The 13,416-nt window shown below is 63.8% G+C and carries 23 protein-coding genes and 1 other RNA gene; 23 read left to right on the forward strand and 1 reads right to left on the reverse strand.

From position 1 onward, the window contains the following. Positions 1 to 10: 10 nt before the first annotated feature. The 18 genes from EA796_RS00745 (at position 11) to EA796_RS00835 (ending at position 7,798) form a co-directional block, all read left to right on the forward strand. On the forward strand, positions 11 to 733 hold the full coding sequence (locus EA796_RS00745; RefSeq protein WP_122107144.1) for an AAA family ATPase: 723 nt from the start codon (positions 11 to 13) through the stop codon (positions 731 to 733). Next, the gene (locus EA796_RS00750; RefSeq protein WP_122107145.1) at positions 733 to 1,338 is read left to right on the forward strand and encodes a hypothetical protein; all 606 of its coding nucleotides are present in this window, start codon (positions 733 to 735) and stop codon (positions 1,336 to 1,338) included. Before EA796_RS00745 ends, EA796_RS00750 begins: the two co-directional genes overlap by 1 nt. Next, on the forward strand, positions 1,335 to 1,721 hold the full coding sequence (locus tag EA796_RS00755; RefSeq protein ID WP_122107146.1) for a hypothetical protein: 387 nt from the start codon (positions 1,335 to 1,337) through the stop codon (positions 1,719 to 1,721). Before EA796_RS00750 ends, EA796_RS00755 begins: the two co-directional genes overlap by 4 nt. Further along, the gene (locus EA796_RS00760; protein WP_218567618.1) at positions 1,708 to 2,013 is read left to right on the forward strand and encodes a hypothetical protein; all 306 of its coding nucleotides are present in this window, start codon (positions 1,708 to 1,710) and stop codon (positions 2,011 to 2,013) included. Before EA796_RS00755 ends, EA796_RS00760 begins: the two co-directional genes overlap by 14 nt. 14 nt (positions 2,014 to 2,027) lie before the next feature. Beyond that, positions 2,028 to 2,546: a host-nuclease inhibitor Gam family protein gene (locus EA796_RS00765; protein WP_122107147.1), complete on the forward strand. Its 519-nt coding sequence runs from the start codon at positions 2,028 to 2,030 to the stop codon at positions 2,544 to 2,546. 11 nt (positions 2,547 to 2,557) lie between these two features. Then, positions 2,558 to 2,842, forward strand: a complete 285-nt coding sequence (locus EA796_RS00770; RefSeq protein ID WP_122107148.1) for a hypothetical protein — start codon at positions 2,558 to 2,560, stop codon at positions 2,840 to 2,842. A gap of 2 nt (positions 2,843 to 2,844) precedes the next feature. Continuing rightward, entirely contained in the window at positions 2,845 to 3,039 is a 195-nt protein-coding gene (locus tag EA796_RS00775) for a hypothetical protein (RefSeq protein WP_122107149.1), read from the forward strand. Further along, an RNA gene (locus EA796_RS00780) (hammerhead ribozyme type II) lies at positions 3,038 to 3,110 on the forward strand. Before EA796_RS00775 ends, EA796_RS00780 begins: the two co-directional genes overlap by 2 nt. Next, positions 3,111 to 3,395, forward strand: coding sequence for a hypothetical protein (locus EA796_RS00785; RefSeq protein WP_147459017.1), 285 nt, complete (start codon positions 3,111 to 3,113; stop codon positions 3,393 to 3,395). It begins immediately after the preceding RNA gene. Continuing rightward, positions 3,392 to 3,790 (forward strand): gp16 family protein, encoded by a 399-nt coding sequence (locus EA796_RS00790; RefSeq protein ID WP_122107151.1) that lies wholly within the window; start codon positions 3,392 to 3,394, stop codon positions 3,788 to 3,790. Before EA796_RS00785 ends, EA796_RS00790 begins: the two co-directional genes overlap by 4 nt. Beyond that, positions 3,790 to 4,221: a Mor transcription activator family protein gene (locus EA796_RS00795; RefSeq protein WP_122107152.1), complete on the forward strand. Its 432-nt coding sequence runs from the start codon at positions 3,790 to 3,792 to the stop codon at positions 4,219 to 4,221. Before EA796_RS00790 ends, EA796_RS00795 begins: the two co-directional genes overlap by 1 nt. 82 nt (positions 4,222 to 4,303) lie before the next feature. Then, positions 4,304 to 5,185 carry a TIR domain-containing protein gene (locus tag EA796_RS00800; RefSeq protein WP_122107153.1) on the forward strand — a complete coding sequence of 294 codons (882 nt, stop codon included), beginning with the start codon at positions 4,304 to 4,306 and terminating at the stop codon, positions 5,183 to 5,185. Positions 5,186 to 5,247: 62 nt separating this feature from the next. Next, positions 5,248 to 5,583 carry a hypothetical protein gene (locus tag EA796_RS00805; protein WP_122107154.1) on the forward strand — a complete coding sequence of 112 codons (336 nt, stop codon included), beginning with the start codon at positions 5,248 to 5,250 and terminating at the stop codon, positions 5,581 to 5,583. Continuing rightward, positions 5,580 to 6,038 carry a lysozyme gene (locus tag EA796_RS00810; RefSeq protein ID WP_122107155.1) on the forward strand — a complete coding sequence of 153 codons (459 nt, stop codon included), beginning with the start codon at positions 5,580 to 5,582 and terminating at the stop codon, positions 6,036 to 6,038. Before EA796_RS00805 ends, EA796_RS00810 begins: the two co-directional genes overlap by 4 nt. Next, on the forward strand, positions 6,035 to 6,670 hold the full coding sequence (locus tag EA796_RS23185) for a DNA-packaging protein (protein ID WP_158603081.1): 636 nt from the start codon (positions 6,035 to 6,037) through the stop codon (positions 6,668 to 6,670). The genes EA796_RS00810 and EA796_RS23185 overlap by 4 nt, the downstream gene beginning before the upstream one ends. Next, positions 6,670 to 6,987, forward strand: coding sequence for a hypothetical protein (locus EA796_RS00825; RefSeq protein ID WP_122107158.1), 318 nt, complete (start codon positions 6,670 to 6,672; stop codon positions 6,985 to 6,987). The genes EA796_RS23185 and EA796_RS00825 overlap by 1 nt, the downstream gene beginning before the upstream one ends. Next, positions 6,980 to 7,282: a hypothetical protein gene (locus EA796_RS00830; RefSeq protein WP_122107159.1), complete on the forward strand. Its 303-nt coding sequence runs from the start codon at positions 6,980 to 6,982 to the stop codon at positions 7,280 to 7,282. The genes EA796_RS00825 and EA796_RS00830 overlap by 8 nt, the downstream gene beginning before the upstream one ends. A gap of 3 nt (positions 7,283 to 7,285) precedes the next feature. Continuing rightward, a complete protein-coding gene (locus EA796_RS00835) occupies positions 7,286 to 7,798 on the forward strand; it encodes a DUF3486 family protein (protein ID WP_122107160.1) in 513 nt (170 codons plus the stop codon). A 5-nt stretch (positions 7,799 to 7,803) separates the two neighbouring features. On the opposite strand, the gene EA796_RS23000 is transcribed toward EA796_RS00835, so the two are convergent. Continuing rightward, the gene (locus EA796_RS23000; protein WP_147459019.1) at positions 7,804 to 8,289 is read right to left on the reverse strand and encodes a hypothetical protein; all 486 of its coding nucleotides are present in this window, start codon (positions 8,287 to 8,289) and stop codon (positions 7,804 to 7,806) included. A 59-nt stretch (positions 8,290 to 8,348) separates the two neighbouring features. Between EA796_RS23000 and EA796_RS00845 the strand changes: the two genes are divergently transcribed. From EA796_RS00845 to EA796_RS00865, 5 genes are all read left to right on the forward strand, one after another. Beyond that, positions 8,349 to 9,935, forward strand: a complete 1,587-nt coding sequence (locus EA796_RS00845; RefSeq protein WP_122107162.1) for a hypothetical protein — start codon at positions 8,349 to 8,351, stop codon at positions 9,933 to 9,935. Next, positions 9,935 to 11,521, forward strand: coding sequence for a DUF935 domain-containing protein (locus EA796_RS00850; RefSeq protein ID WP_122107163.1), 1,587 nt, complete (start codon positions 9,935 to 9,937; stop codon positions 11,519 to 11,521). Before EA796_RS00845 ends, EA796_RS00850 begins: the two co-directional genes overlap by 1 nt. Next, entirely contained in the window at positions 11,518 to 12,318 is an 801-nt protein-coding gene (locus EA796_RS00855; RefSeq protein ID WP_122107164.1) for a phage minor head protein, read from the forward strand. The genes EA796_RS00850 and EA796_RS00855 overlap by 4 nt, the downstream gene beginning before the upstream one ends. A 64-nt stretch (positions 12,319 to 12,382) precedes the next feature. Further along, positions 12,383 to 12,856 carry a hypothetical protein gene (locus EA796_RS00860; RefSeq protein ID WP_122107165.1) on the forward strand — a complete coding sequence of 158 codons (474 nt, stop codon included), beginning with the start codon at positions 12,383 to 12,385 and terminating at the stop codon, positions 12,854 to 12,856. A gap of 34 nt (positions 12,857 to 12,890) precedes the next feature. After that, the gene (locus EA796_RS00865; protein WP_122107166.1) at positions 12,891 to 13,262 is read left to right on the forward strand and encodes a molecular chaperone DnaJ; all 372 of its coding nucleotides are present in this window, start codon (positions 12,891 to 12,893) and stop codon (positions 13,260 to 13,262) included. The last annotated feature ends 154 nt before the right edge of the window (positions 13,263 to 13,416 follow it).

Consider the following 13,416-nt stretch of genomic DNA (forward strand, 5'->3'; position numbering starts at 1 on the left):
AGTAACACCTATGAGCGTTTCCAAGATCGTCCCGTTGACCAATGTCGGCCTGCTGGCCAGCGCCATTGACCGTGCCCTGCAGCGCCCCCAGGGCCTGCCTGGGCTGGTGGTCATGTTCGGGCCGAGTGGCTTCGGCAAATCCGTGGCCGCCGCCTGCGCCGCCAATCAACACCGCGCCTATTACGTGGAGTGCCGGGACAGCTGGACTAAGAAGGCATTCCTGCTCGCCATCCTGCGCGAGATGGCGATCACCCCCGCCCGCACCCTCAGCGAGATGGTTGACCAGATCGCCGAGCAGCTCAGCCTGAGCGGCCGGCCGCTGATCGTCGATGACGTGCAATACCTGCTTGAGAAGGCAGCGGCCAACGTCCTGACCGACCTCTACAACGCCAGCCAAGGCACCATCATATTGATCGGCGAGGAAGGCGTAGCCACCAGCTTGGTCAAGCTGGAGCGTCTGCATAACCGCGTGCTGGAGTGGGTGCCCGCCCAATCGGCCAACCTGGCAGACGTCAAGCGCCTGGCCGCCGCCAGCTACCCGAACCTGCGTCTGGCTGATGACCTGCTGCAAGACCTGAACAGCGCCGTTAAAGGCTGCCTGCGCCGGGTGGCGGTCAACCTGCACCGGGTAAACAGTGAAGCCACCGCGTCCGGCCTGGAGGCAGTCGACCTGCCCACCTGGGGCAAACGTGGTTGGTTCACTGGCGCCGCTCCTGCGCGGAGGGTTGCTTGATGGCGACCGGGCGTAAGCAGATTCACCTGGAAATGCGCGGCGGCAAAAGCAACCGGCAGCGGGTGTGGGAAGCCATCCGCTCAGCAGCTGAAAGCTTCACCAGCTACAAGGTGTCGCGGCAGGCAAAGGTCGACCAAGCCACCGTCCGCACCTACCTCCATGGGCTGATAAAAGGCGGCTATGTGACGGTACTCAGCGGCGGCCGTTTTGAGGAGCAGACCTTCGCCCTGGCCAATGACGTCGGCGCCGAAGCCCCCGCCGTGACCCGCGACGGCCAGCCAAGCAAGGCCGGTGCAGGAACCGAGGCCATGTGGCGCACGCTGCGCATCCTGGGCGAACTGGACGCCGAGGAACTGGCGAAGCAGGCCTCGATTGCAGCCCCCACCACCCGAACCACAGCGCAGCGCTATCTCCAGTGGCTAGTGCATGCCGGTTACGTCCAGATCGTGAGCAAGGGCGCACCGGGCAAGCCCGCCCGCTATCGACTCATACCCCAGCGCTACAGCGGCCCGCGCCCACCGATGATTCAGCGGGTCGGCCAGGTGTTCGACCCAAACCTGGGCAAAGTCGTCTACCGCCAGCCGGAGCCGGAGGTTGAGGAATGAACCAGGCAGCCCGTGTAGACCTGTCCGCCTGGGGTGAACAGCCGCCGTTGTTCGTCACCCTGCTGGCCCGTGAAGTCGAGCAGAGCAACCGCACCAAAGCGGCCGACCGCATCGGCATGAGCCGTACCGCCGTAACCCTGCTGTTGCAGAACCGCTACCCGTCGCCCAGCACCGACCGCGTAGAACGCCGCGTGATGGACATCCTCGGCCGCATTGACTGCGTGGTGCTGGGGGAAGTGATCACCACTGAGCAGTGCCAAACACACCGCGAAAAACCGGCACCGACCCACAACCCACACGCGATGCAGCACTGGCGCGCCTGCCAGCACTGCCCGCAGAACCCTCGCTGTGCAGCAAAGGAGCAACGTCATGGCCACCACTGAGCCGCGCCCGATGAAAGTCCTGACCCCTGCGCTGGCAACCAGCCTGCGCGACTTCAATGCAGCCGCCCGCCACTTGCAGGCCAAGGGCGTGCGGCTGCTACAGATCGATCCGACCGAGAACCGCCTGGTGATCAGCCCGGAAGACGGCGAGCGCCTGCAACGCGAGCGCCTGACCGAAGGCTACCAGCGCCACGCCTCTGCGGGCAGCGACCGCATCACCGTGCTGTTTGAGGGCGTAACCCTCGAATGGCGCCGCCCCATCAGCTACCGCGACCTGCAAACCATCCACTGAGAGAGACCAAACACATGGCACCGAAAAAACGACTGAAAGCCGCAGCTGCTCAACACATCCCGCAGACCCGCGACCAAGTGGTAAGCGACATCAAAGCCATCGGCGACGTGCAGCGCGAAATCACCCGCCTTGAAACCGAAATGAATGACGAGATCGGAGCTGTCACCGAGCGCTTTGCCGGCCCGGTGGACGAGCTGAAAACGCGCCTTACCACCTTGCAGAGTGGCGTGCAGGGCTGGTGCGAGGCGCACCGTGCCGAGCTGACAGATAACAACAAGGTCAAGTTCGCCAACCTAGTAACAGGCGAAGTGCAATGGCGCTGCCGTCCGCCGAGCGTGACCGTGCGCGGCGCCGAAACCGTGCTGGAGCTGCTCAAGGTCAAGGGGCTGGAGCGCCTGATCCGCACCAAGGAAGAGGTGAACAAGGAAGCCATCCTCAACGAGCCGGACGCCGTCGCTGGTCTGCCTGGCGTGACCATCAATCGCGATGTCGAGGACTTCGCCATCGTGCCGTTTGAACAAGCAGTGCAATGAAGGGGGAGCCCATGAACAAGGTCTACGCAACCTGCACCATCAGCGGCCTGATCCGCCTCACCGAACAGGCGCCCGACGAGGGCCAGTTCGCCTTGGCCGTGGGCGAGCTGGAGGTGGTGCGCCGGGTGATCCGCGAAACCGCAGAACCGACCCCGGCGCCTCGCGGCAGCATCGCCAGCCGAGTGCCAGGCGTGGTCGACGGCGCCGAAGACCGCGCCAACCTCGGCGCCATCGCCCGCTATATCCAGCTGCTGGGCGAGCGCGACGTGCCGGGCTTTCGAGCACTGGGGGTTTAAGCATGAGCAACAAGGTGACCTTCACCCTGGAAGAGCAAGGCGGCGAAGTGTGTTTGACGCTAGACCTGCGCGAATCCACCCGCAACACCAAGGCCGGCCGTCTCGCCAACGACCTGTACAGCGTGGCAATGCAGCAGGTTTTGCTCGACCGCGTGCCGGCCTGCTACCGGCACCCGCCCTCCAACACCCTCCATTGAGCGAAACCGCCCCGGCCTGGCCGGGGATGGTCTGCCGGGCGTGGTGGCCCGGTACTGATGAGCAGCCACACATGAGCAAGAAGAAACCGAGAACAGACGCAGTGCGTAAGCAGGACGCCGCCCGCCAGCAGGCCAAGCGCGACCGGGATGCCCAGCACCTGGAGCGTGTCGGCGCCGAGACGATGAAGTTGACCACCTACCGGGGCACCCGCGCCGACCTGGCGCTGATGCAGGCGGTGGGCGGCTACGAGGAGCCGGCCGAAGCCATCACGCTGGCCGTGCGTTACCTGGCTGGCTTGGCGCGCCGTGACCCGGCCGCCTTCCTTGAAGCCATGAACCCGAGGAACCCGGTATGAGCACAGGCAAGACGAAAATCCAGATCGCCCGCCGCCAGCTCGGCCTGGACGATGACGCCTATCGCGCCATCCTCAAGCGCACTGTCGGTGCCGAGTCCTCGAAAGACCTGACCCCGCGTCAGGTCGGCCGCGTCCTGGTCGAGCTGGAGCGCCTGGGCTTCCAACCCAAGGTATCGGCCGGCCGCGCCAAGCCGAAGCCGGCTGCGGAACGGACGAAGCTGGTCGGCAAGATCGAGGCGCAACTAGCCGAGGCCGGTCGGCCCTGGGAGTACGCCGACAGCCTGGCCAAACGCATGTACCAGGTCGAGCGCCTGGAGTGGTGCGACAGCAAACAACTGGGCGGCATCATCACCGCGTTGGCCAAGGATGCCGAACGCCACGGGAGGGCTTTGTAATGCAGCTGGAACAGGTACAAGCGCTGCTGCCGCAGCAAATCCACGAGATTGCCCAGGTCATTGGCCTGCCCGGCGCCCTGCGCTTGGTGCAGGAGCTAGGGGGCACCACCTGGGAGTTTGCCAAGGGGGCCAACCGTAACGGCGAGATACGCGTCGCCGCGCTTGCCGATATTTTGGGTGAAGAGCCAGCCCATAAGCTGACGCAGCATATGGGCGGCGAGAAAATCTACATCCCCCAATGCACCACGGCTTTGCGCCGCCTGCGTGACTTGGAAATTCACCGGCAGTTTGAACAGGCTGTGCGCGAAGGGGTGACAGCAAATACCGTGGTCGCCGAGCTGGCTAGGGCTTTTAAACTCAGCGACCGGCGTATCTGGCTAATACTTAAGACCTTGCCGGCACATTCAGATAGTCAATTGGGGCTGTTTTGATCGGGCGCATCCGCTGAGGCTCTCTAGGCGATGAATGTGGTAGCGTTTAGCTGTCATAACAGGGAATCAAGTGGCTTCCAGCATGGCTCGACAAAAGAATCCGGCAACGCCCGTTAACCCAAAGCTCGTATTGACCCCAACAGCTATACAGAAAGGCATCATTCGGCTCGATGAGCGCATAGCTGAGCTGGAGTCGTTCAACTACAACACCTTAGTGCATGGCCGCTCATCGGAGCTAACTGCTCTCATCGCTGCAATTAAGGACACGTTGGATCGCTGTTTCGGTGAGGACACCTCTGCCTACAACCGCCTGAAGGACGCATTCCGCTTAGAACATGTAGAGTATTTTCTCATGTCAGGAATGCCCTCTCCGGATTACAAGCGGATCACGAGAGAGAACGTTGAAAGGGCTGTAGCACTGCTCAAAGAAGGGCAGCGCATGCTGCGGGAAGACCTCATTGATTGTGAGGAACAAGGGCATTCCTCCGAAAAATCGTCCAGCACAGCTGCTGCGCTATCAAAGAAAGTATTCATAGTGCACGGGCGTGAAGAGGGGCCAAGAGAGGCAGTAGCTAGATTCCTTCAGACCATCGGGCTTGAGCCAATCATTCTTCATGAGCAAGCAAGCAAAGGCCGTACAGTTATTGAGAAAGTTGAAGCGCAGGGAGATGTTTCATTCGCTGTAGTTCTCCTGACTCCCGACGATACAGGCTCTCTCAAAGGAGGGGCTCCCGAGCCCCGAGCGCGACAGAATGTTCTACTGGAGCTGGGGTACTTCATCGGCCGCTTGGGCCGCCCGAACGTCTGCGCACTGATGAGGGGAAACGTCGAGATTCCGAGCGATTTCGCAGGCTCTGTTTGGGTTGAAATGGATGAGTCAGGAGGCTGGAAGTCAAAGCTGAGCCTTGAACTCCAAGAGGCAGGCCACGTAATAGACTGGAACCTCGTGATGGGGCGCAAATAACTTCCTGCCCCACTGAAAGCTATCCCCTAATCCGTTAGCCTCATGCCGCCGACCATGGCGGCATGAACACTCTAGACCCAAGCACCCTCACCAGCCCCCGCGCCTATGCTGCCGCCGTACTGGCCGAGGCGTCGCTTGATCGCCGCCAGTGGCTGATGGAGCGCTGCCCGGCCGAATGGCGCGCCCAGGTAGAGGAACACGTCAAAAGCGCCTTTCCGAAAGTCGCCGCCTACCGCCGCCATAAGGCCGGCCGGGAAGAACAGGCGCGCGAGAAGCCGCCGGCCGCACAGCGCCGCGATGCCACTCCCAAGCCCCGCCACGTAACCCGCTCGGCTCCCGAGGTTGGCAATGCGGCTATCGCCAAGCTGCGCGCCGCCATCGGCAAGGGGGCTGCATGAGCCTGAAAGCCCGCGTAATCGCTGGCGCCCTAGCCATCGCGCTGCCGTTGGTGGGCTACTACGAAGGCCGCAGCCTGGTCGCCTACCTCGACCCGGTAGGCATTCCGACCATCTGCGACGGCATTACTCAGGACGTGCAGCTAGGCCAGACCAAGACCGACGCCGAGTGCGATGCCCTGTTGGCCGCCGAGCTGGGGCAGGCAATTAGCACCGTTGACCGCCTGGCTAAACAGCCTCAACCCGACACCCGCCGCGCCGCGTTGGGTTCGTTCGTCTACAACGTCGGCGCCGGAGCTTTCGAGCGCTCGACGCTGCTGCGCAAGCTCAACGGCGGCGACGTGGCCGGTGCCTGCGCCGAGTTGAGCCGCTGGGTGTACGCGAAGGGCCGTCAACTCGCCGGCCTGGTCAAGCGTCGCGCCGCCGAGCGGGAATTGTGCGAGGTGGGCCTGCAATGAAGTGGCTCAGCCTCCTGCGCCCACTGCTACCTATGGCCCTCCTGGTGGGCGCACTGGCGGCCATTTACCTGCTGATAGATCAGCTGGAACAGGCGGCCTATCAGGCCGGCCACAGCGCGGCAAAGGCCACGGGCGACCTTGCCTTGGCCGAGCTTAGGAGCGAGCACCAGGAACAGGAACTGGCCCGCGCCATCGCCGCCGAGGCGAGTGCCAAAGCCGCCGCAAAACGCCTGCAGGACGAACAGGGCCGCAACGACAAGCTGGCCGCCGACCTGGCCGAGCAACAGCGCCAACACCGCCAAACCACCGACCGCCTCACTGGGGAGATAGCCCGTGTCAACGACCTCTATCGGGAGGCGCTCGTCGCGCCGCCTAAGCCTCTGCCTGCTTGCGTGTTCACTGCTGGCTGGGTGCGCGTTTATGACGAAGCAACCGGCGCCCGAGCCGCAGTGCCCGCGCCCGCCGATTCCGGCCGAGCTGCTGCGCAAGTCGAAGCCGGTCGAGCCGCTGAGCAACTCGATTCAGGCCTCAGCCAGAGTGCTGTCCTGGCCCACCACGTCCGCTACGCCGAGCAGTGCCGCAGCACAGCGACGCAGCTGGATGCTCTGATCGACGCCGTAGGAGGCCACTGATGCAAATGGACTTTACCCAGGCCGTGGGCTGGGCCATCTCACTACTGGGCATCTTCACCACCTTGGTGTTCGGCCTGGTCAAGCTGCTGCTGGGCCAGCTGGAGAAACGCCTAGGTGAGCGTTTCGCCTCCCAGGACAAAGAGATCGCCAAGCTGGCCGAACTGGAGCGGGACTTCCTGCGCTTCCAGGCCGAGCTGCCCCTGCAGTACGTCCACCGCAGCGACTACGTGCGCAATCAAACCGTTATCGAAGCCAAGCTGGACGGGCTGCGGGACAAGCTAGAAGTCGTCCAGATGAAAGGAGCCAAACATGATTGATGCCGCCAAGATTCGCCGCGAGTCGATGCGCTGGTACATCCTGCTCACCCTCAACAACGCGCGCCCGGTCGATCCGCACGAGACGCTGGTTGTGTCGACTATCCAGGCGATCTACACCGACGCCAGCCAGCATGAGGTGCGCCGCGAGCTGGACTACCTGGCCGACCGCAGCCTAGTTACGCTGGACAAGCGCCCGGACGGTGTATGGGTGTGCGGCCTGACCCACTACGGCGTCGATATTGCCGAGTACACCATCCCTTGCAATCCGGGCATCGCTCGCCCGGTACGGGGCTAAGCCATGCCGCCGCGTAGCAAGGTTGGCCAACTGCCGCCCGAAGTAAAATCCTGGCTGGATCAGGCATTGGTCGAGAACAACTTCTCCGGCTACGAGCTGCTGTCGGCCGAACTGACCGAGCGTGGCTACAGAATCGGCAAGTCAGCACTGCACGCCTACGGCCAGGACTTCGAGGGGCGCCTATCCGCGCTCAAGATGGCCAGCGAGCAGGCCAAGGCCGTGGTGGCCGCCGCGCCCGACGAGGAAGGCGCGGTAAATGAGGCACTCATGCGCCTGGTACAGGAGCACCTGTTCAAGCTGCTGCTGGCCGACGACGGCAAGTTCGACCTGCCCAAGGTAGCCAAGGCCGTGGCCGAGCTGGGCCGGGCCTCGGTTGTGCAGAAGAAGTGGCAGAGCGAGGTGCGCTCCAAGGCCGAGGCTGCGGCCGCGCAGGTCGAGAAGATCGCCCGCAGGGGCGGCCTCAATGCCGACACCGTGGCCGAGATTCGCCGGGAAATCCTGGGGGTGGCGGCATGACGAGCCTAATAAACGTAGGGATTGGGCGCAGCCACATAAGGGGCGTCGGGGCGTTTACGAATCGTCGCTCTACAGCTAGGGCACTTAAGGTGCGAAACGTCGCTATCGGTGTACTCATGAAGGGTGATTTGTTTTCCATTGTGCTCATGGCAGTGGCTACAGATGAAAAACAACGCGCCTTCGCCTCGGTGTTCCTCTTTGAGCTGGTAAGCAAAGTCACCCGATGGAAACTGGTGCCTTTCATACTTCTCGTTTTGCCTGTTCGCCTCCTGGAGCTCGCGAAGCGCCTGTTTGGCGGCTTGCAGTTCTTCAAGCAGTTCCATTTGCTCCGTCTGACCCTGCAACAATTGCTGTTGCAATCCAGCGAGAACGCCGTTCAGTTCAAAAACCCGCTCTTGCACCATGCCTTCATCACGCAGGGTAACCATCGCCTTGGTGATTCCAAACGCGGCCTTTGTGCTCTCTACAGCACCAGCAACCCAATCCAGCATATTCCTACTCCGGCAATCCATGGTTGTGAGCAGAAGGCTAGCACCGTGAAGGGGGCTATATGAAGCTAGCCCCCCAGCAAATCCATGAGCCCCAGCTCTCGCCCCTGGCCGACATTATCTCGGTCGGTCAGGTCGTCAACGTGCCCGAGGTGTTCCTCGGCTACCAGCAGCGCTGGGTCGGTATCCGCGCCCCGCTCAAGGTCGGCGAGAAAAGCCGTCGTATCGGCCTGACATGGGCCGAGGCCGCTGACAACGTACTGGTGGCGGCCAGCTCCACCCAGGCTGGGGGCATGAACGTCTATTACCTGGGCTACAACCAGGGCATGACCGTCGAGTACATCCAGGCCTGCGCCATGTGGGCGCGGGCGTTCAACTACGCAGCGGGCGAGATCGAGGAAGGCATCTGGCACGACCAGGATGTCGACAAGCACATCAAGACCTACACCATCACCTTCCCCTCGGGCTATCGCATCGTTGCCCTGACCAGCCGGCCGTCCAACCTGCGTGGCCGCCAGGGCGTGGTGGTGATCGACGAGGCCGCGTTCCACTCCGACCTGGCCGAGCTGCTCAAGGCGGCGCTGGCGCTGCTGATCTGGGGCGGCGAGGTGCATGTGATCAGCACCCACAACGGCACCGACAACCCGTTCAACGAACTGATCGAGGAGATACGGGCCGGCAAGCGCAAGGGCAAGCTGTTCCGCTGCACCTTCAAGGAAGCCGTGGCCGACGGCCTGTACCGGCGCGTGTGCCTGCGCAAAGGCATCGCCTGGGACGAGACCGAGGAACAGGAGTGGGTGCAGGACGTTTACGACTACTATAGCGACGCCGCCGAGGAAGAGCTGGACTGCGTGCCCAGCCAAGGCGGCGGCACCTACCTCAGCCTGGCGCTGCTGGAGCAGCGTAGCCGGGCCGGCGTGCCGGTACTGCGCCTGGCCTACCCGGTGGGTTATGAGGTTATTGCCGAGCCGCTGCGCCTGGCCGACAGCCTGGGCTGGTGCGAGCGCGAGTTGGCGCCGCTTTTGGCACAACTGCCGGCTGGTGCCTGGAGCTTCTACGGCATGGACTTCGCGCGTAGCGGCGACCTGTCGGTAATTGTGCCGCTGCTGCAGGAGCAGGACAGCCGCAAGCGGCCGCCCTTCCTGGTCGAGCTACGTAACGTGCCCTTCAAGCAACAGGAACAGATCCTGTTCTACCTGGTAGACCGCCTGCCCAACTTCATGGCCGGCGCCAACGATGCGCGCGGCAACGGCCAGGCGCTGGCCGAGGCGGCGGCGGTGAAGTACGGCCACAACCGGATTAGCCAGGTGATGCTTACCGAGGGCTGGTATCGCGACAACATGCCCGGCTTCAAGGCCGACCTCGAGGACGGCACCCTCTACGACCTGCCGGCCGACCGCGACGTGATCGCCGACCTGCGCGCCTTCCGCATGGTCAAGGGCGTGGCCCGCATACCCGAGACCCGCACCAGCGAGAAAGGCGGCGCCAAGCGCCACGGCGACGCCGGCATTGCCGCCGTATTGGCCCGCTTCGCCAGCCGCATGGAAATCGAGCAGTACGGCTATGAAGCTGTGCGGCCGAGCAACAACGATTCTTTCGATGAAGACGACACGTTTCGCAGTGGGCGCAACGTGGGAGGTGTGTGGTAATGGCTGAATCCGTGATCGTTGACGCCCAGGGCCGCCCGATCCACAAGAGCGAATTGCTCCAGGAGCTGGTTCAGGCCAGCACCACGGGCGTTTACCAGGCCTGGACGGCCGAGTCCGTCTCGGCCTCCCTCGACCCGGCGCGCCTGCGCACGATCCTGCAGGCAGCAGCCACCGGCGACCATTACGCCTACCTGACCCTGGCCGAGGAAATGGAGGAGAAAGACCCGCACTATGCCGCCGTGCTGGGCACGCGCAAGCGGGCCGTCTCCGGCCTGCCGGCTACCGTCGAGGCCGCCAGTGAGGACGAACACGACGAACACTTGGCCGAGGCCGTGCGCGAGCTGGTCGAGGCGCCCGAGTTCAGCGACATGCTCGACGACCTGCTGGACGCCATCGGCAAGGGCTACTCGGTGGCCGAACCGATCTGGCAGCTGACCGGCGGCCAGCTCTGGCCGGTGCGCTACGAGCACCGCGACCCGCGCTGGTTCCAGTTCGACAGGGTGAGCGGCCAGCGCCTGCAGCTGCGCAGCGAGGGCGGCGAAGGGCTGGAGATTCCGCCCGGCAGGCTGATCATCCACAAGCCGCGCTTGAAGTCCGGCCTGCCGATCCGCGGCGGCGTGGCGCGCCTGGTGGCCGTGTCGTTCATGTGCAAGGCCTTCGGCCTCAAGGACTGGATGCGCTTTGCCGAACTGTTCGGCATGCCGCTGCGCATCGGCCGCTACGGCCCCGGCGCCAAGCCGGACGACATTGCCGTGCTGCGCCGCGCCGTGGCCCAGTTGGCCGCCGATGCCGCCGCCGTCATGCCGGACGGGATGAAGATCGAGTTTGTCGAGATCGCCAACGCCGCAGGCGGCGCCGAGCTGTTCGAGCGCCTGGCCGAGTGGCTGGACAAGCAGATCAGCAAGGGCGTGTTAGGCCAGACCATGACCACCGACGACGGGTCCAGCCAGAGCCAGGCCAACGTACATAACGAAGTGCGCCTGGACATCCTGCGCGCCGACGCCAAGCAGTTGGCGGCCACCCTCAACCGCGACCTGGTGCGCACCTTCATCGACCTGAACTACGGCCCCCAGGAACGCTACCCGCGCATCGTCCTGCAGGTCACCGAACCCGAGGACTTGAAGGCCCTGGCCGATGCCCTGGGGCCGTTCATCGACCGGGGCCTGCCGGTGGAAGCCTCGGCCATCCTGGACAAGTTCGGCCTGGCCGCGCCCGAGGCAGGCGCCGCGATACTGCGCCCCCAACATGCGGCGCAGCATGCGGCGCAGCCGCTGCCGGCCCTGAACCGCGAGCAGCCGCCCTGCGCCTGCCTTGCCTGCGGCGAGCGCAAGGCGCTCAACGCCGAACAGCAGAAGCGCGACGCGCTGGACGAGCTGGTGGCCGGCGACCTGGCCGACTGGGTACCGCTGATGCGCCCGGTGCTCGACCCGGTGCAGGCGCTGGCACAGAAGGCCGCGACCTTCGATGACTTCAAGGCCGGATTGGCCGGCCTGCTCGACCAGATGGACGACAGTGCCCTGATCGAGCGCCTGGCCCTGGCCGCCTTCAAGGCCCGCGCCCAGGGCGACGCGAGCGACCCGCTATGAGCGGGCCAACGCGCGAGCCGCTGCCCGTCCCCGTGCCAAGGGAGGCGCTCGACTACCTGCGCGCCAAGGGTTACCGCGTCGGCTTCGACCACCACGACGTCTGGCAGGAGGAACACGCCACGGCCTGGACGGTGGCCAAGGCCATGCGCCTGGACATCCTGGAGGCGCTCCGCGCGGCCGTGGACGAGGCCATCGCGGGCGGCCACGCCTTCGCCGAATTCAAGCGCGAGCTGCAGCCGCTGCTGGAAAAGCTGGGCTGGTGGGGCCGTGGCGAACTGCTCGACCCGCTAACCGGCGAGACGCGCGAGGTGCAGCTGGGCAGCCCGCGCCGCCTGCGCACCATCTATGACGTGAACCTGCGCCAGGCCCACGCCGCCGGCCAGTGGCAGCGTATCGAGCGCACCAGCACCGCACTGCCATACCTGCTCTATCAGCTCGGCCCAAGCCGCGAGCACCGGCGGGAGCATGCGGGCTGGGCCGGCATCCTGCTGCCTGCGGACGACCCGTGGTGGCAAACGCACTTCCCCCCGAACGGCTGGGGCTGCAAGTGCTGGGTGCGCCAGGTCAGCCGCCGCGAGGCCGAGCGCCTGTTGGCCTCGGGCGAGTACCTGAGCCAGGCACCCGACCTGGGCGTGCAGGAGTACGTCAACCAGCGCACCGGCCAGGTAGTCAGCGTGCCGGTCGGCATAGAGCCAGGCTGGGCCTACAACCCCGGCCAGGTATCGAGGCTGGCCAGGGCGCGGCAGCTACTGGCGGAAAAGCACAGTCCCGATAGTGGGCAAAGTAATGGCACATGATAGGATTCGTATGCGCTTACAGAGCGCCATATCCAACAGCAAGGGCTTGGCCCAAGGAATAGCTATGAAGTTTGTCTACCGCAGTTTCAAAAAAAGCTTTTTGTGCTTCGCTATCACCCCAGCTTTGATGCTGCTGGCCGTGGTGCTGACCCTCATGGGCAAACTATCCGCTGATACTGAGATACCTGATTGGTTCGCCGGACTTTTGAACTGGCGTTACTCGGCTGACGATTTCTTTGTCGCTCTGCTAATCGGTTGCATGGTCTGCGGCCTCACCGCATTATTGATCGAAACGCAACCCCTGCCACGCCGCGAGAAATATTTCATAGCGAAGGCCTACGACCTGACGGGCTCCTTTATTGCGAAGAATTTCTTTTTTTGGGGCGGCGTATTTTTCGCATGGTCATTTGGCTCCCGCCTGATCCCGTTCATTGAGCGCGTCCCAGCCCAGGAAGTAATGGTGCCGTTGTTTATAGTTGCCGGGATTGCAATCGAATACGGCCTGATTAAGTTCAAGCATCAGACAGTTCGGGCATAACACTGCGGGCGACAATCAGAAGGGAAACCACCCCATGGAGCAAGCACATCACCTACACCAATGCGCTCACTGTGCCGGCACGGGAACCTGCAGCACCGGCAATGCCGGCGAGAGCTGCGCGGTCTGCGTAAAGAAGAATGAGCTGAGCAAAGGCCAGTATGCCGGCCTGGCCTGCGGAACCTGCGGCGGCCTGGGCAAGACCGACACCATCACCTACCGCATGGCACATCGCACCCAACCGGTACTCGCAATCATCATGGTGATGCTGTCGTTGGCGTTGGTGTTTATTTTCGGCCTGGCCAAAAGCCCCTATTTCCACGAGGTCATGGCCTTCTGCACCACCCTGATAGGTGGCGTCATCGGCTACTACTTCTCTAGTAAGGGCACGGGCGAGATCAAAGGCTGATCAATCTGCCGGCGCCGAGCAGGTGCCAGCGACTGGCAGGGGGCGGCGGGGAGCCGGTCGTCGGGGGGCAGTCAATTGGCGTTAGGCCCTGGAAGGGCCTGTAGGCGCTTTGAAAGATGCGCCCCACGTCGAGCTATGGCCCACCTTAGAATTC

Source organism: Pseudomonas sp. AOB-7, from assembly GCF_003696305.1.
Classification (GTDB): Bacteria; Pseudomonadota; Gammaproteobacteria; order Pseudomonadales; family Pseudomonadaceae; genus Aquipseudomonas.